Raw genomic sequence first — 17,752 nt, 5'->3', positions numbered from 1 at the left:
TTTGAAAGCTAAATTTTTAGTTTAGTTATTTTATACATCTTTTCTAAAAACTTGTTTTGTAAGTCAATGTTATCAACTCTAACGTCATAATTAGTTTCTTTTAAATGATAAAAATACTTGCCTGAAGCCGCATTGTTATTTAATGTTGCCAAATATACTTGCGTTGAATAACCCTGAATTAAGCTGTCTGTTGCTTGTGATCCTCCCATTCTTGTTGGTACCCAACCCGGATCTACAGTAGTAACAATAGTATTTTTATGAAGCCGTGCTATACTTTTAGCCAACAAAAGTACCTGCAACTTAGAAGAAGAGTAGTCCGTGTCTTTCTCTATTTGGTCAATTACCAAGCTCGCACCTAAATGCATGTTAGATGAAGTAAATATTATTTTCTTAGGAATTCTGATTAATGAGGACATTATATAAGGTGCTAAAACATTCACTTTAAAAATAAGCTCATTATTCGAACTATACACACCTGCATTATGAATAATAGTATTTAGTTGACCCAATTTATTTATTTCTTTTGAAAGTCTAATTACTTCTGACCTTTTTCCTAAATCACCTATTAAAACATTTTTTGCTTGTGGTAATTTATTTTTTAAATAAATTGCTTTTTCTTTATTTCGAGCATGTAAATAAACATCATTACCATTTTCAATCAATTTTCTAGCTGTTAAAAAGCCTATCCCAGTAGTAGAACCTGTTACCAAAATTTTCATATTATAAACTCTTTTTATATAAAAAAAGGAAGCATCACCTCTAAGAGACTATATAACTAAGTCTTTTACAAGGTTACACTTCCGAAGAATAATGATCCTTTATCTATATAGATTATAAGATAATTTATCTATTTCCGCAATATAAATTACAAAAATATATTTCTATGGTAGTTTTATAGTTTAATGATTGCCAACATAATCATTAAAATCAATTACAGCATCATAACGTTTTAATTCTGCCGGTTCATAGTGGTGAATAACCTCAATGAAAGTAAAGTCTGAGTCAAACAAGTAGTCATGAATTGCCTGAGAAGTTGCCTTATCTAATGAGGCATTGACTTCGTCCAGTAATAAAATTGGTCGTTTGGCTAAGATAGCCCTTGCCAGTTCAATTCGCGCTAATTGCCCGCCAGATAATTGATCCGCATTATCACCTAATTGATAGTCAAAGCCTTTTTCTTTAACCAGCTGTCCCAGTTCTAAATGATTACAAACTTCCGTGACTTCTTCTAAGGGGAGGTCTGTACCCAAAGTAAGGTTAAACCATAATGAGTCGGCAAAGATGACCGCGCTTTGACTTGAATAGGCAAACAGGTTAGTAAAAGAGCCCGGTTGTACTGCTTTTTGATTAAGCAACTCTTCTTGTGCTTGGCCGTAATCGCCATACATTAAATATTGGAGCATGGTGGATTTACCAGAACCAGACGGTCCAATGACCGCAACCTTTTGTCCTTTTGAAACTGCAAAATTAATTTGACTAGCTAATTCTTTATCCTGCCGTTTTAAAGTCAGATTTTTCACTTCTAATTGCTTAAAGTCATCAGTAGCAACACCGTTTTGCGGCTTTTGCTCACCTTTAGCAATAAACTGATTGATCTTGTTAACGATACCCTTAGTGGTAGATAAATTGTTTCGTTCATTTAAAATTTGCAAGATAGGATTAACAAAAGAATTAGAAAGCTGAGTGATCGCAAATAATGCTCCTAATGTTATTTGACCATTGACTACCAATAATGTCCCAAAAGCAAATGGTAGTAAAAATGCACTGGCAATCGCAATAATATTAAGGTAGGTATTAGTATTATTATTCAGCACATTCATTTTGGCCAGTTTTTCTTCCAGACGTTCAATCGCACGCTTATTTTGCTTAACAGCATTGTCTTGCTTGCCGTATAAATTAAAAGTTCCAGTACCAGCTAAAATATTTTTGGTTTGGCTGACATACTTGTCGTTAGCCTTAGTCCAATCACCTGAAGCCTTTTGAATTGGTTTTTGGAAAAAGTTGGACACAACTGTAGGGATTGCTGAGCCCACGAAATAAATCAAGGTAACAAACCAATTTAAATATAAAGCATAACCCAGCGCCAAAATAACGGTATAAGTATAGATCAGAATTTCAATTTCAGCTTCATAACGATTAGTTTCTAATAACTTAAAGTCGTTAGTTAAAAAACCTAAATTAGCACTATCTTCTTCTTTATTTAGCAGCATCCCTTTCAGCACTTTAGTTCTCAGCTTAGTGTTAATCTGCTTAACTGCATCGGTTTTTAAGTAATTAAATAGTAAGCCTGAAATTAAGATTAAAGTCAGCGCTACTATGATCTGCGTCACTAAAGAAGGTAAGACTGAAAATTGTCTCTTAGTTGCCATATTGATCAAATTGCTAAGCATATATGCAGCAAAGATATTTAAAGTACTGTATATCAAACCGAAAACATTGAGCCAAAAGAATTTTAAATGTGAATAGTTATGGTAAATCATTATTTTTCTCCCTCAGTTTTGTTAATAATTTTCTCATTCATTAAAGATGATAAATTAATTAAACTTGAGAAGAGCCGTGATTACAATACTATTTGACTAAGAGGTCACTATCAGAAATGTAAGTGGGACAAATTTTATACTAAAATGCAAAGTTGCTTAGATATTATTTAGCAGTATTTATGTCTCATCAGTTTCTAAGTTCATTGGTAATACCTAAAATCATTTCAATTAATAATAATAAGTTCCATAAGACGCTTAAAGTAGCAGCAATGGTTGTCAATATTATGACCGGTGTCGTAAAGCCTTGAGCTTCATACATGAACGCTGCGCTAGTTATAAAAACCAGGCTCAGAATATAAATTAACCAGTTAGCTATTTTATACATTTGGTGATCGGTTTTCACTGCAATAAACTCATCACGCTCGTCTTCATCATCTTTATCTGTACCCACAGTTTTGGCTTTATAATAAAGATAAAAAGCAAAACTAATAGCAAAAACTGCATAAATAATATTTTTCGGTATATCGGTTTGCCTGCGGTGCTGCAGAACCTCTAAACTGATCAGTACCAGCTCAAGAAGTGCTAAAAATGTAAAAAAGCATGCTGCGAAATAATATTTGATCTTTCTTTTCTTATTCTTCTTCATTTTCTATATATTCCTGTAAACAAAATAAGGTTTCAATATCGGTCCTAAAAACTTGCGCTAGTTTATACGCCAAGATGAGTGAGGGCTTGTATTTACCCTTTTCTACTGAGATAATCGTTCGTTCGGTGACGCCCACTTTAGCGGCAAGTTCACGTTGCGTTAAGTGCAGCTTTTTTCTATTTTCCTTAACTAAATTTTTGATAATCTCACCTTCTTAACAATATGAAGTTTGCTTCATGTAGTTAACTTCATATTTTATTACAGTAAAAGAAAAAAGCCAAGTAAAAACCTGGTTTTTATTCATGATTATTTTTACTAATTAAAAAATTACTTATTAACTTGATTTAATGGTTTATGATCCCGTAAATATGAAATGAGATTTTGTGAAGCCTCAGCAGCAATATTCGTGCGGGCAGATAGTGTTCCTGAACCTGCATGAGGTGACAAAATCACATTATCTAGTTCACATAAAGCTTGTGGTACTTCAGGTTCAGTTTCATATACGTCTAAACCTGCTCCAGCAATGTCACCGTTCTGCAATGCGGCAATTAAATCATTTTGTTTAATCAGCTTACCTCGGGCGACATTGATAATATAAGCTGTCTTTTTCATTTGCTTAAATACTTGAGCATCGAAAACGCCAGTCGTGGAAGGAGTTGCCGGGGCGTGCAGGGTAATCACATCTGCTGTTTTAACAAGAGTAGCAAAATCGACATAATGAACATTCTTTTTTGCTTCTTCTTGAGAACTTAGCTGATGTCTGTTATGGTAGATGACTTTCATGCCAAAGACTTGGGCGTACTTGGCTACTTCAGAACCGATACGCCCCATACCGTAAATACCAAGCGTTTTTCCCTGGAGTCCCGTCCCCATATTTTCCGGTTTAGAAACATCAACCCATTTTTCAGCGCGAATGGTTTTATCATAAAAATGCAAACGTCTCATAGTTGCTAGAATTAGGGCAAAAGTCATTTCAGCGGTGGGAATAAGAACGCTTTTAGGACAATTGGCAACAACAATTCCTTTTTGCTTTGCATAGTCAATGTCAATTTTGTCATAGCCAACGCCACTAGCAGAAATAATTTTCAAGTTAGTGCCGGCATCAATTAATTCACGGTCAGCCTGTGTCCCCATGAGTATCAGACCTTCATACTCAGATAGGTGTGCTAAAACCCAGGCTCTACCTTCTTTTTCTGGTTTACGGGTCACAGCAAAGTTTTTTCTTAACTCCGTTAAACCAGCTTCTGGCATTCTCCCTGTTACCAAAACTTTTATGTTACTCATATTCTAACCCTCCTTTGGTTTGTAAGCTTTTTTCTCTTACTTAATTATTATCTAAAAACCTTAAATTGAACTATCTTAGTGTGGTTCACGTTAATGCTAATTATACTTTAGTATTTTTCTTTCATCAAAAAAGCCTGACAGTATTTAATTCTTGTCAGGTAATTTTTCTGATTTGTTTTCTGTTATATTTATTACTTGCAGTGACGCTTTTTTGGAGATGTGCGCAGGATTTCTAAAAAAGACTACCTATTAACTTGACCAATTTTTGCAGTGCAGTATTCTATTTTCCATTTTATTTATCTTGCGTTAACTTAAGAATTGCACTGACGGCTGATGCTGCAATAGCTGCTACAATCAACCAGCCAAGGGCATTTCGCGGTCTGTTATAGGTAATAATCGGTCCCATACTCCACAACTGATTTTTAGCGATGGCTACCGCAAAAATACCAATCACGACAAGCCACAAAACAATTGCTAACACCATAGTTAGTCTTTGAATATTTTTCATCATTATTTTCTCCCGCCTAAAAATTATTTTGACTATTTTTCTAGCATCACGTACTGGACTTATATCTGTTTTAGCACAAAGCAGGAGTTAATTTTCTTAAAAAATACTTAATTTATAGTATATAAATTTTTGCTTGTTTGCCTAAATCTATATTCAACTTACTAACAGAATGATCCATTGCGCACATAAATGAGCTGGTCAAAGCTAAAAAAATATCAGTACTATTTTTTATTATTAATGGGCAGTATATAATGGGCAGTAGTAGTAATAAATGGGAGGTAAAAATGAAATTTAAGAAAAAAATCATTACATTATTAGCACTAATTAGTGTGGTTGCCGGTTTTGGCATTGCGCATAGTTCTGTAAGTTCTGTACAAGCAAAAACCAATATAACCACTTTTCCCAAAAAGATGCGTGGAACTTGGTACGCTTATTTCAATAAGAAGAAAATCTTGAAAAAGACTTTTACTAAAAATAAGGAAATCACTTACGATACAAAAGGCAAACACATACGCTACTTACACAAACAACCTAAGGTTTTTCCTGAATCCAGTAAAAAGAATAAAAACTGGATTTATCGTTCTGAAACCACAAAAGTTAAAGGTCATACGTGGTACGGCATAAACAGGATAACCATGCAACCAGACTCAACAGGTGAATACTACAGCGTAGCCAAGTTAAAAGGAAATTCGGTTTTGGGATATGCTATCGCACATGGAGACACTTTTGAAAGTGAAGACGTTCATTGGTATCGCAGCCCTAAATTAGCTAAAAAGTTCAAGAAAACTCACTATAAAGACTTTGACTTTAAAATCGTCTATAATTTAGATTAATGATTTAAAACTACTAACAAAAACAGTTAGAAGTAATTCCTGTGTTATTATTTCTAACTGTTTTATTATGTTTAATATCAAATTTATTGTCCTGTAGTGTTTAGAGCTCGCGATAATCGTTCAAGCAAATATACAACTGGAACCTGAGTAGTTAAATTAATAGTTTGACCGATAATTTTAAATTCTAGATGATAAGCAAAGTTTAAATCCGACAAATGCGCAATCGTATTATCTTCATTATTAGTAATACTGACAATTGTTGCACCTAATTGCCGAAAATTTTTTACCTGATCAATAGTCGGCTGACCCTCACCACTTACTGAGAGCACAATAACAGTTTTACCATGAAATAAATCCCGGCTCAGCTCTACTGGATAATAGGGATCACCAATTGCAAAAGCATTTCGCCCATTATTAACAAACTGGCGGGCACCATATTCACACAAGTCACCAGAGGATCCTATTCCAAAAAAGATAAAATCTTTTGTCTTGCTTGCAATTTTTTTGAAATCAGCAATCTTTTGGTCATAATCGGTTAAAAAATCTTGCGAAAAATAATATTGTGCCTGATAAGTAATATCATCAACTACTTTATTTCTGTTCAACTCTTCTTTAATTTCATTTTGTAAATCGTAATAATGTTTATAGCCCAAAGCTTTTAAGGTTCGTACTACAGAAGCAGGTGAAACGGACAGAATACCAGCAAGCTCACGTAAAGTAATATCTTTTACTTTCCTTTTATTAGCTACAATATAATTGTATATTTGCAATTGTGTTGCTGTCAGTTTCTGCTTTGTATGCATTTTTATACCTCAATTTAGATTTTTAATTTAAGCCTTTGCCTGCTCCATTTCTTTTTCAGCTTTTAGTTTAGCATTATCCATACTCTTAAAGAAGCCATAATATATCAATGTATCCATTACGATGTTAAACAATTGCATCACTCCGCCGGAAATATGTCCCGTGGAAAGAATTCCGGATAAAATTGGCGGTGTTGTCCAAGGTGGATATATTCCAATCGTTTTAGCTACCCAGCCCATTTTCATTGCAGTGTAAGTTGCAATAATATTGGCCATTGGCGCTAAGATAAATGGAATAATGATACGATAATTTAATACAATAGGTGTACCAAAGACCACCGGCTCGTTAATGTTAAAAATAGCTGGACCGATTGAAATTTTCCCCAGTGCCTTCATTTCCTGGTCTTTAGCAACAAAAACCATTAAAATAACAAAACCGAGTGTAGCACCACAACCACCTATTCGGACAAAATTATCAAAAAAAGTTTTGGTAATAATATTAGGAAGAGGCTTGTTGGCCTTAAAAGCCGTGTAGTTTACGCTTAATGCAGCATATAATACTGGATCAATAACACCAGAAATTGCGTTAGCACCATGAATACCAAAGAACCATAGTATACATACTACTAATTCAATTACGATCGCACCGCCTAAAGTATTGGTGACTTTGCTCATTGGTGCTTGTAAGAAGAAAGTAATTACATTTGGGATGCTCTTCATTGGAGTAGCTTCAACTCCAAGTCTGATTAACCAAACTACAAATAATGAGATTGCTCCCGGAAATAGTGCAGCAAATGAATTGCTTACGGCTGGCGGGACAGAATCTGGCATTTTAAAGACCAAATTTTTATGCATCAACCAAACATACAAGTCAGTAACAAATAACCCAACTAGCAATGCGGTAAATAACCCTGATGAATCAAATTGATTCAGAGGGATTAGCAATCCGCCATCTTTTCCAACTTGCATTGGAATTGTTAAGATAAAAGCTCCTATCGCTACAATCATTGCTGAAAATGGATCAATATTTTTATAGCTTCTAGCCAAACTGTATGAAATACCGGCTACAGCCACTAACCCCATAATATGAAATGACGCATTGGTAATATACTGTACTACATTAGACCAATTTGGACCAAAAATACTGGCCATAAAGTCCAAATAGCCTTTAACGGGAAACTGACCAATAATCATAAAAATTGAACCAATAATGATCATTGGTACAGCAGCTGTCATCCCATCACGCAACGCTACCATGTGTCTGGCACTAGATATTTTGTTAAAAAAAGGAATCAATTTTTCATTAAGAAAATTATTTTCTTTTTTCTCAGACATTTTCCTCACTCCTACTACTAGTTTAAAAGCAATTGTGCAATCGCTTACATATAAATATAATCATTTTGTTTCAAAAAGTCAACTTTTTTATGAAACATGTTTCAAAAAGGCTCTAAAAATTTAATAATTATGTCTCGCAAAAAAATATAGAGTTTAAATGAATGATATTATATTTTCACTATTAAGCATGCTTGAAATTTTAATTTTTTCTAATTCGTTTTTGGTGGCTTTATTTCCTATGAACTGCAGCTGTAGCCACCGGCTGTTTAACAACTTTTTAAGACCAAAAAATCTGTTTTTTTACATTGCTTAAAGCTCTTCTGCCTTCTACAGCAATTTTTGCACAAGACTAATTTATTCATATTATAGTATTGGATATAAAAAAGAGGACTTGTAAACAAGACCTCTTCTCCGAATTTCAAGTAGCCGTTTTTAAGGCGGTTAGCTCAGTCATATGTTAAGCAAAAGACTGATACTACAACTCAATAAATGCATTGAGCCCCAAATTAGGACACTTATTATTTGTTTTTTCTTAAACTATTCTTCTACTCCTCGTTTAAACGAATCAAAAATCAACTGATCTTTAATTATCCGTCGATCTGGAGTTAAATCCCATGGTGATCCAGGTCGATGAGTCTTCTTACTTAATCGAGCAGCATTGTAATTAATGTAATCCTCATTAACCTTATCTAATAAATCGACAATCTCACTATCTTTAGAAACCTGGTTATAGTCATCCATGGCCTCTTTGTCTGGTTTACCAATATCTAAAACACGCTTACCATTAAACTTTTTATGTACTTCAGTTATTACTGGACCATATTGTAAATGAATAATAGGAGAAGAAAACAGTCTACTTCTAGTTTTAGCTAAAAATCTACCATATGCAAAATAGAGAAGCTTATTGACTTTCATTTGCGTTAATGGATCAATATTCAAATCATTATCCCGCTCAAAATAATTTTCAACTCGAAACCAATTGGCTAACTGCACAGCAGTGAATCTAGGCTGCTCAGTTTGTGATTCCACAACACTATCACTATGGTTCAAATAAGAATTAACCTTTGCTATCAATTCATCAGAATATTTATTCTTCTCATCAGAAATATATTGTTTAAGTACATTATCGCTTTTTATGAGAGCTTTTAACAACCTATTATTAGCCTTTGTTGGAAATGCACCCGCTTCGTAAAGAGCAATCGTATTTGGACTCAATCCGGTTAACTCTGCTAAATTACGTTGTGTTAAACCAACTTTAGCTCGATATTGTTTTATTTTTTTTGGTGACAATAAACCCATTTCGTCACGATATTTTTGACGGGCAATTTCAGCAGCTTGATCATCTAATGCTTTATCTGGAATCAGTTCATTGGTTTTACTGTCAAAGAAAGCTGGTGCTTTTACTGTATACTTATGTCCATTAATAGTATAAATAGTAGTGAAGTCCTTTTGGTAAGCCATATAAACCCCTCCTTTAATAATTAAGATGGAAACTAATAAATACTACTTTTTGATTATCTTCAGTAAACACAAATTTTATATAGTAAGCTTGTCCATCGCTAGTTTTAAATACCCAGACAAATTGTAATGGATTACTTCTATTCGGTTCATGTTTAACAAAATCACTGATCGATAACTGTTTAACTATTTCTTTCGCCAAAGTTACTGAAACTGGCATTGCCATTTTGTCTCTTCTTCGGACCATTTGAAAATGATCATGCTTCACAAGGAATTTTAGCCTTGCTAATGCCTCAGCAACTTCCATTACAAACCTCCAAATATCATTTCTACATTATTATAGCATCTACTACTAATCAGTAGCAACTAGCAAATATTATACTTTGTAGTTCTATACAGGTTCGAAAAAAAGAGGAGATAGAGACAACGTTGCCATATCTCTTCTACGACTCTATAATTTATCCTGTTGGCGACCTCAACTTCAACTTTAAGTATAAAGAAAAAGCAGATAAAAGTATCGTCATACTTCTATCTGCTTCCTACTTTAGGATGTTTGACAAAGCGCCGTTATATTTATAATCAATACTACTTAACAAGAAGCATTATTTTTTCTTTTCTTCAAAAAACGAGTTATTTCTGTATATATAGCAATGACCATAACTACAGATACATAAATCGTACCCAACATGATTTCTGTGAACCAAAAATCCTTTATTGCGCTTGCCTCATGGACTCCAAAAATCATTGTGCCAAAACTATAATATGCAGAAAAAAGTGTGATCAAAATCAGTCCGACCACTATAATCAGTAATAAACTTGTTAGCCAATCTAAAAACTTTTTAATAGAATTCAAACTTGTCACACCTTCCATTTCGCTAGAGTATATAGCAAATACTTACTTAAAATAGTTTAATTTCAAAGTTTGCTGCTGCTCTTAATTTCGACTTTGCTTACTAAAATACTTTAATTGTAGCAAAATGCGCTTTTTAGACCAAATCGAATTTAGATATAAGCCTCTTTTTGTAAATTATACATATTGTGATAATCAGCATTATTCCTGATTAATTTTTCGTGTGCATCAAAGCCCAGAACTCTGCCATTTTGTAAAAAGAGAATCTTATCCGCATATTTCACGGCTGACAAGCGATGAGTTACAAAAATAATTGTTTTGCCTTTGTTTTCTGCCAAAAAATGCTGGTAAATTTCATTTTCACTTTTTGCATCCAAAGCCGCAGTAGGTTCATCTAATAACTCCACTTGAGCATTAGTATACATGTCCCGTGCAAGTGCTATTCTTTGCCACTGTCCTCCTGAAAGTTCTGTACCATTGGCAAATTCCTTACTTAAAATTGTATTTAAGTCGATCTTTTTATCTTTAAGCAATGCTTCTAAAACTGCCTTCTTCATCGCAGCTTTAATTCTTGCGTTATCGCCTGGACGAAAAACTGCTACATTGTCGGCCAAACTCAACTTAAATTTGGAATAGTCCTGAAAAGTTGCAGATAAATTTTATCGGTAATTTGCGGTGCAAAGTAATTAAATTTTGCACCGATTGTTTGTTTATTACACTGCTTTAGTCATTGGCAATATAGCGACTTGCTTTTCCTTTGCCTACTAAACCTATTTTTCCTTCTTTGCGCAACCTAGCTAAAGCATGTTTAATAGTACTTTCACCATATTGAGGCACTAAATTCATTAGTTCCTGTCTAGATAGCGGTTTTAAACTATTAATAATTTTACTCAATAGCAATAATTCCGGATTCTTTTCCGTATCACTAGTGATGTCAATTCGTGAATCTAATTCACGGTAAGCTTGCAAAACGATACTCAAAAAGTAGTCAACATATGGTCCATAATTGTTTTCATTATTAATCCATGCTTTACCTGAACTTTCTAGCAAAGTCCAGTAATATTGCGCCTTGGTTTTTTCAATTAAACGTTCCAAACTAATATACTTACCAACTCCGAAACCTAATTGTTGTAATTCAAGTAACATTAACAAGCGTGACATTCTGCCATTGCCATCTCTAAATGGGTGAATTGATACAAAGTCCAACATAAATGCTGCCACTAGTATTAATGGTGGGAGGGAATTATCACAAATTGCATTATTATAGGTTTCACATAAACTTTGGACTAATTCAGGTGTGATATATGCTGGTGGTGGAGTAAAGCGAGTTTCTTTATGACCATCTGCAAAGGTAGTAATAATTTCATTATCAATGTCCTTAAATTGACCGCCCCAGTTGCTTTCAGTAAAATCGAACAATTGTTTATGCAATGCCAATATATTATTAGGCGTAATCTTGATATATTTATAATTATCATGAATTACTGCTAAAACATCACGATAGCCAGAGATCTCTTCTTCACTCCGATTTTTCGGAGTCGTTTTTTGCTTCATTAATTTCTTAAGCCGTGCATCACTTGTTGCAATTCCTTCAATTCGATTTGATGAGTCTGTACTCTCAATCTTTGCGACCACTAACAGCTTATTCATTATGTCTTTCGCTTTTAAGGAGATATGATCCGTTTTACCTTTCAACTCATAGATCAGATTTAGTTTTTCAATCATCTTCGTGGTTACTTTCAAACCATTTAAAGTTTGATAATCAAAAACTTTCAAAATATTACGCCTCCTTTATAAACTAGTTTCTTTTCACATATTCTATACCAAGTATCAGTGTATTTAAAAATTTATCAGTGCAAAATTTAATTATTTTGCACCGTAAATTTGTTTATTACACCGAAAAACATTTATTACTACACAAAAAATTAGCCATAACTTATCTGCGTAAAATGCTGATAAGTCAAGGCTAATAATTTAAGTAATTCTTCTAAGCACTGACAAGAAACACATATATTCACATTAATTTATATAAAATTTAACTGTATATTATTTAAATTTTTTGCTTATTGAAATTTGGGTAACTCCCAAAAAATATTTATGGCATTAAATAAAATTATCGGTCAAATTACTATGAGAAAGTTAAAAATAATCTAGAAATTCAATGGTTACAATAGATGATCTGATGGAATACTTAGTTTATATAATGATACAAGTCTATTAAATGGCTAAATTATTAATATTAGCATCAACGACAATAACTTATCTTTTACAATGCCAAATAACTAATTCACTATAATACTCCGGATTTTTTAAAACCTTTTTAGACCAAAAACGTAAAACTTTCCAACCCATTTTTTCAAGTTTTCTATTAACTTGTAAATCATGTTTACGATTATACTCAATTTTTCTTACCCAATAATCTTTATTTCTATGGAGATATTTTTTTGACTCGGGCCAATTATAACCATGCCAAAATTCTCCATCTACGAAAACAGCAACTTTATATTTAGTAATTGCAATATCTGGTTTACCAGGTAGCGACTTATAGTTTTTTCTATATCTAATACCTTTATGCCATAAATTCTTAGCTAAAATAATTTCATCCTTGCCGCTATTAGAATGGACTTTAGCCATTCTTTTACTGGTTTTAGAATCAGTATTAAATTTATATTTCATACTCACAATAAATAATAAAGATAATAAAAACGATGTATTTGAACTTTGTTAATACCCTCAATTTGACCTAATTTTAGGAAATACATCACTTTTCAAATATATAATGCATTTTAATTTAATGTTACTGATCCAAGCCTTTTAAAACTATACCATTAGAGCCAAGCAAATTATTTAATTGCAATTTTTCTGTTGGTTCAACCCAATCATAATCGATACCAGCAAAAGTTTTTAACACAGCTTTAAGAACTACTTTTGCTCCACGTGGAGGTACTGCCATCCCAATTTGTTTTCTTACCGATTCTTTATTTCCTATAAATTTAAAATTATCAGGAAATGTTTGTAGTCTAGCCCTTTCTCTATTTGTTAAAGCTCTATTTTCCTTCCAATGATACATATGAGTACCACCTCCACCTGAGCCAGTTACTGTATAAGCAGGTTTATTATGATCAAGTCTCTTATAAATACTTGACAATTTTGCCCCTTTTACATGAAGTTTCAATTCCTCAGGTATACCTATATACCAAGCATTTTCGCCTTCTGGAATGTAGGATAATCTTTCAGCCACTCTTTTTGTAGTTTTAGGTATTTCATTATTTGGGGCATTTTTAGGAATAGGTGGATCTTCAATAGCTTTTTGAGCAGTTTCTTGATCTTCAGAATTAGGCGTGGTTGGAGCTGGTACGTGGAAATGTATGCCCTTATAATAAAGATCATTTCTCACACCTACAATAATAATACGGTGGCGCATTTGTGGAACACCATATTCTTCAAATTTATACAAATTTGGAACAATATGATAACCGGTTTCTACAAATTCTTTAAGAATTTGAATTAATGCATGACCCTCATTAGCACTTGAAAGTCCACCAACATTCTCAGCCACAAAAACTTTAGGATGATAAGCTTTCATTGCCTTTACACCATATGAATAAAGTGGACCATAAACACCATTTAATCCCTTTTGCTTTCCAACACTTGAATAATCATTACAAGGGAAGCCGAACATTAAAGAATCTATGTCTGGAAGTTTTTCTTTATCACCAATTGGAAATTTGGACACATCTTCACAATATACCGTTTTATCATTGAGATTATTTAAAATATTAAGCTTATAGGTATCCACAGTATCTCTGTCAAAATCATTAGCCCATTGCTCTTTAAAACCCCACTGTTCGCCACTTTCATCAGTAAACCTTGCTAATTTCGCTCCCAAGGCTATACCACCTGGTCCGCTAAAAAGTTCACCATTTTTAAAAATCATACTTATAGACCTTTCTATCGAACATATATTTGCGCTTATCCATATGCAAGTATTATAACAAAACTAACACAAAATGCAGCTCAAAACTAATCTTTTTAAATTACGTAAAAATTCTTTGTTTTTGGTAATTTGATGTTAGGTATCCATAGATCTTTATGCCCTGGCCACTTCAGCTTAGAATCATGTCCATTTACTTGATATAAAGTTAATACAAAGAACTTATCAAAAGCATTAGTAGTTTTCCAATCATTAGGTGATAACAATGCTCTTTTGCCATATGTAATATTTCTATTTCTACGAACAATCAACATCCCTTTAGCAAGAGGATCATTATCTATCTCCGTTTGCATCATTGCTTGATAACCCTTTATATCAAAATTATCAGCTTCAAAATGGCCTAATAATCCAATTAACATTTTCAAAGAAACTTGAGCAGGTTCATCATCATCTTTAAATCGCTCAACAATTTTTGTAATTTCAGAATACGTTTTATTAACTGGATTTGCTGGAAAGTAATTTGTGCCACCAACTAAAATGTTTAAGAGTGATTTGTCTAATACATTCATTCTTGTAGGACGTAAATTACCAGCATAACTTATAGAAGGCTTTCTATTTTGCTCAATTTGCTGAATAATCGCATCATTAGTGTCATTGATTTGAACAAATAGATTATAAAGCTCCTCTGGAATAAATAAACTCGCTAAGCCTTTATCACGATCATAACCAAATATTCTGCTTTGTTGCCACATTGTATCTGCTTGTGGTATTTTTGTGCTTCTAGTGTAATAAAAAGTATTCAATTTATCAAAAGTTACACCCCTACCCAGACTATTGCCACCAATAATAAAATTACAACCTAATTTACAATCCTCTGGATCATCACTACTTCTACTATTCAAAACAATAATCTTGTATTTGCGTTTCTTGAGCATATCAAAAACTTTTAATTTTACTTCTTCAAAGCTGGCTTTAGTAGATTTACTGGGTGAAATAGAATCATATTCTTTTTTTAATTCATCTTGAAATTCTTTATTATTATGATTATAAGTTGCCTCAGCAATAGCTGTTTCAAATTCTCTTCTAACCAGTTGATGCACATCTTGTCTAGAGCTAGGCTGTACTAAGCAATTGGAAACCTTTGACCCGGTTAATAACAATTGAGCTGAAACAACTAAGTGTCTGATCACTACTTTATATGCAATACTTTCGCTATCACCTTCACTATCAATAAATCTCACAAAATTAGGAGTTTTGTCTTTAGGAAAGAAGAAATCTCCTCCTAAATATTCCTTACCAGGTTTAAAGTAATAAGTAAACATTGGTTTCCAACCAGAAACCTCAGATTGTAATAGTATTGATTGTGGCGTTCCAGTCATTTGTAAATAAATACTACTTGTTGATAGATCTCGTATTTCTCTTAAATACTTATTAATAGTAGATATATCATGCTTATTAATCTTAGTATTTAAAGAAGAAGAATCTGCTTCATCATCAACAATAAAAAGAGGATTGCCTTTAAGATCATCAATATTTTTAAGTTTATTAGTCCATTCTTTAAGGATTTTGCTATTCTTTTTCAAAACTACAATGACAGGTTTAAAACCATGATTTCTAAACTTTTGCTCATCATTTTCACTACATACAATAAAACCATTTGTTTTTTCTAAATCTCTTTGGGTTCTTTCATATGTTTGCTGTTGAAGTGCTACATTATCAGTAGTTAATAATATAAAGAACTGAAAACCACATTTAACTGCTTTACACATTACGCCAAAGACTTGTCCTGTTTTTCCTGACTGAACATTTCCAAATAATAATCCCATCTTATGAGAGCAAAAATCAAATTTACTCAAATATTTGTCACCTATAATTTCTGCAGTATTTTTAATTGAATCAGCCTGAGCTATATTTTTTTCTCTAATTTTATTCAAATAAGTAACTAGATAATCCATTATTAACTCTCCAAATTATTACTAAAAGTAGCATACCATACATCCAAAGCTTTATATTTTGGTGGAATTTTTTTGTTTAATCTACCTTTTGCAGTAAGACGATAAACTTTTCCTAAGTGTTTCATATTAGTTTTATGTAATTCAAGAACACTCATATGGGCTTTATTTAACATTTCAACTGTAACCATACCATCGTGATTTTTATCGTCTTCCGCATTATCATAAGCTTTCAATAAACCTGTAGCTACCAAACGTCCTTTAATCCATCTTCCTAAAATTCTATCTGAACCATATGCACTCAGCTGCTTATGATTGTCACTAGTCGTGTGCGCTTCAAACATGTAATTATCATCTGTAATAATAAAAAATGGAGCTTTTCTAGGATAGTAGTCTTTGTCTATTAAACTAACGTCACAAGTAATTTGTACTTCAAACCAATTTCTAGGGTCACGTTTATGTGTTTTACTGTTTAATCTTCCCTTTCCATAACAAACATTTATATTTGAATGAGAATAGCTTCCTCGATCTTTATTAAAGCGATCTGCATAACGTGGCGCTTTAATTGGTATTTTTAATACTTTTTCTTCAACATTATCTTTCGTATGAGCAATCGCATTTTCAGTTAAAGTTTCAACACCTTCTATACCATCTAGCAAAACAATCTTTTCATGAATTTTTTTAAATCTAGTATCTGCATCATTTGCTGAAATAGTGCATTGGACCAATTTTTCGAGATGTTCAGCAAATAATTTATTTTCAGCTGGATCGTCAATAATAGTGGCTAATTCATACTGTCTTTGAGTACCAGTAGATGGAGCAATGGCTCCAAGATTAGCGGAACCTATAATAGTTTTAATTATTTTATTATTCCTCCAAAAAGTATAAACTTTGCCATGATAATTCATATTGTTAACTAATAATATTCGTCCAATTCTTTCTTTTTCCCATACTTTTGTAATACTCATCATTTTTATGTATACGCTCTCAGGTATACCATCAACAGAATACATGCCACCAATTAGAGTTATCTTCTTTATATGATATTTATGAACCCATTCATTTAACATATCTAGTCCTAAAGTTGAAAAATAACCTACTGCTATCTTAACTTCATCTGAGCTAGATAGATTCTTTTCAATATTATATTTAATAGTTTTTTCTTCAGACACCCTTAAAGGTGCTACATTTGTAAATAAAGCATTATCCATTCATATCACCATATTTTTTTACTATACTCATTCATATTAAAGATTGTATAAAATCATAAAACAAACAAATTTAGCATATCCTAACCAACTATTAACTAAATTTATAAAATCTATTTTTTTAGATGCATATATATATAAAAAATGAATTTTATTTGCTAAAAAATATTCTTTCAACATATGCATAATCTTTAAAATTTTTCTTCCTTTATCTAGACCTTACCTAAAGATCATAGTATCTTTTTAAAACCCTTCTTCTGAGTTTTTTTGTCTTCCTTCTTAATTACTGATCATTCTTATAGCACGTTTTAAGTCGCTATTCATTTGTTCAAGTTTCGCTGCCATACCCTAAACGTTTTTAGTTATTTCAATAGTTTTCCCATCTATGACTCTTACTACTGAAAATTGCTAGATTCTAATTTTATATAATTTAATTGTAGCATTTAAAATCTACTGTACACAAA

General features: G+C 32.5%; 17 protein-coding genes and 1 pseudogene. 1 reads left to right on the top strand and 17 read right to left on the bottom strand.

The window, feature by feature from the left end; genetic code table 11:
* Positions 1-8 precede the first annotated feature (8 nt).
* The 6 genes from DKL58_RS00175 to DKL58_RS00150 form a co-directional block, all read right to left on the bottom strand.
* On the bottom strand, positions 9-719 hold the full coding sequence (locus DKL58_RS00175; protein WP_109585650.1) for an SDR family NAD(P)-dependent oxidoreductase: 711 nt from the start codon (positions 717-719) through the stop codon (positions 9-11).
* A gap of 180 nt (positions 720-899) precedes the next feature.
* The gene (locus DKL58_RS00170; RefSeq protein WP_109585649.1) at positions 900-2,480 is read right to left on the bottom strand and encodes an ATP-binding cassette domain-containing protein; all 1,581 of its coding nucleotides are present in this window, start codon (positions 2,478-2,480) and stop codon (positions 900-902) included.
* 187 nt (positions 2,481-2,667) lie between these two features.
* A complete protein-coding gene (locus tag DKL58_RS00165) occupies positions 2,668-3,126 on the bottom strand; it encodes a hypothetical protein (protein ID WP_109585648.1) in 459 nt (152 codons plus the stop codon).
* Positions 3,113-3,328, bottom strand: coding sequence for a helix-turn-helix transcriptional regulator (locus DKL58_RS00160; protein WP_109585647.1), 216 nt, complete (start codon positions 3,326-3,328; stop codon positions 3,113-3,115). Before DKL58_RS00160 ends, DKL58_RS00165 begins: the two co-directional genes overlap by 14 nt.
* Before the next feature lie 125 nt (positions 3,329-3,453).
* Positions 3,454-4,410: an NAD(P)-dependent oxidoreductase gene (locus DKL58_RS00155; protein ID WP_109585646.1), complete on the bottom strand. Its 957-nt coding sequence runs from the start codon at positions 4,408-4,410 to the stop codon at positions 3,454-3,456.
* Positions 4,411-4,702: 292 nt separating this feature from the next.
* A complete protein-coding gene (locus DKL58_RS00150; RefSeq protein WP_162542301.1) occupies positions 4,703-4,921 on the bottom strand; it encodes a hypothetical protein in 219 nt (72 codons plus the stop codon).
* A gap of 281 nt (positions 4,922-5,202) precedes the next feature.
* Here DKL58_RS00150 and DKL58_RS00145 point away from each other — a divergent pair, with 281 nt between their 5' ends.
* Entirely contained in the window at positions 5,203-5,751 is a 549-nt protein-coding gene (locus DKL58_RS00145) for a hypothetical protein (protein ID WP_109585645.1), read from the top strand.
* Positions 5,752-5,834: 83 nt separating this feature from the next.
* Here DKL58_RS00145 and DKL58_RS00140 read toward each other — a convergent pair whose 3' ends face one another.
* The 11 genes and pseudogenes from DKL58_RS00140 to DKL58_RS00090 all read right to left on the bottom strand — a co-directional run bounded on the left by DKL58_RS00140 (position 5,835) and on the right by DKL58_RS00090 (position 17,291).
* The gene (locus DKL58_RS00140; protein ID WP_109585644.1) at positions 5,835-6,554 is read right to left on the bottom strand and encodes a MurR/RpiR family transcriptional regulator; all 720 of its coding nucleotides are present in this window, start codon (positions 6,552-6,554) and stop codon (positions 5,835-5,837) included.
* A 27-nt stretch (positions 6,555-6,581) separates the two neighbouring features.
* Positions 6,582-7,886, bottom strand: coding sequence for a PTS cellobiose transporter subunit IIC (gene celB, locus DKL58_RS00135; protein ID WP_034978658.1), 1,305 nt, complete (start codon positions 7,884-7,886; stop codon positions 6,582-6,584).
* Between the two features lie 537 nt (positions 7,887-8,423).
* Entirely contained in the window at positions 8,424-9,347 is a 924-nt protein-coding gene (locus DKL58_RS00130) for a type II toxin-antitoxin system antitoxin SocA domain-containing protein (protein WP_109585643.1), read from the bottom strand.
* 13 nt (positions 9,348-9,360) lie between these two features.
* Positions 9,361-9,651 carry a type II toxin-antitoxin system MqsR family toxin gene (locus DKL58_RS00125; RefSeq protein WP_109585642.1) on the bottom strand — a complete coding sequence of 97 codons (291 nt, stop codon included), beginning with the start codon at positions 9,649-9,651 and terminating at the stop codon, positions 9,361-9,363.
* A gap of 282 nt (positions 9,652-9,933) precedes the next feature.
* On the bottom strand, positions 9,934-10,206 hold the full coding sequence (locus DKL58_RS00120) for a hypothetical protein (RefSeq protein ID WP_109585641.1): 273 nt from the start codon (positions 10,204-10,206) through the stop codon (positions 9,934-9,936).
* A gap of 140 nt (positions 10,207-10,346) precedes the next feature.
* Positions 10,347-10,853: pseudogene (locus DKL58_RS00115) on the bottom strand (ATP-binding cassette domain-containing protein); the annotation flags it as partial.
* A gap of 64 nt (positions 10,854-10,917) precedes the next feature.
* Positions 10,918-11,970, bottom strand: a complete 1,053-nt coding sequence (locus tag DKL58_RS00110; protein ID WP_233560877.1) for a Fic family protein — start codon at positions 11,968-11,970, stop codon at positions 10,918-10,920.
* A 483-nt stretch (positions 11,971-12,453) separates the two neighbouring features.
* Positions 12,454-12,870 carry a very short patch repair endonuclease gene (locus tag DKL58_RS00105; protein ID WP_109585640.1) on the bottom strand — a complete coding sequence of 139 codons (417 nt, stop codon included), beginning with the start codon at positions 12,868-12,870 and terminating at the stop codon, positions 12,454-12,456.
* A 121-nt stretch (positions 12,871-12,991) separates the two neighbouring features.
* Positions 12,992-14,131, bottom strand: coding sequence for a DNA cytosine methyltransferase (locus DKL58_RS00100; RefSeq protein ID WP_109585639.1), 1,140 nt, complete (start codon positions 14,129-14,131; stop codon positions 12,992-12,994).
* Between the two features lie 95 nt (positions 14,132-14,226).
* Complete coding sequence (locus tag DKL58_RS00095; protein ID WP_109585638.1) at positions 14,227-16,083, bottom strand: Z1 domain-containing protein; 1,857 nt, start codon at positions 16,081-16,083, stop codon at positions 14,227-14,229.
* Between the two features lie 2 nt (positions 16,084-16,085).
* Positions 16,086-17,291 carry a restriction endonuclease PLD domain-containing protein gene (locus DKL58_RS00090; protein WP_109585637.1) on the bottom strand — a complete coding sequence of 402 codons (1,206 nt, stop codon included), beginning with the start codon at positions 17,289-17,291 and terminating at the stop codon, positions 16,086-16,088.
* Positions 17,292-17,752: the final 461 nt, after the last annotated feature.

Source organism: Lactobacillus kullabergensis (assembly GCF_003151025.1).
Lineage (GTDB): Bacteria > Bacillota > Bacilli > Lactobacillales > Lactobacillaceae > Lactobacillus > Lactobacillus kullabergensis.
This window is presented reverse-complemented; position numbering and strand designations above follow the sequence as displayed.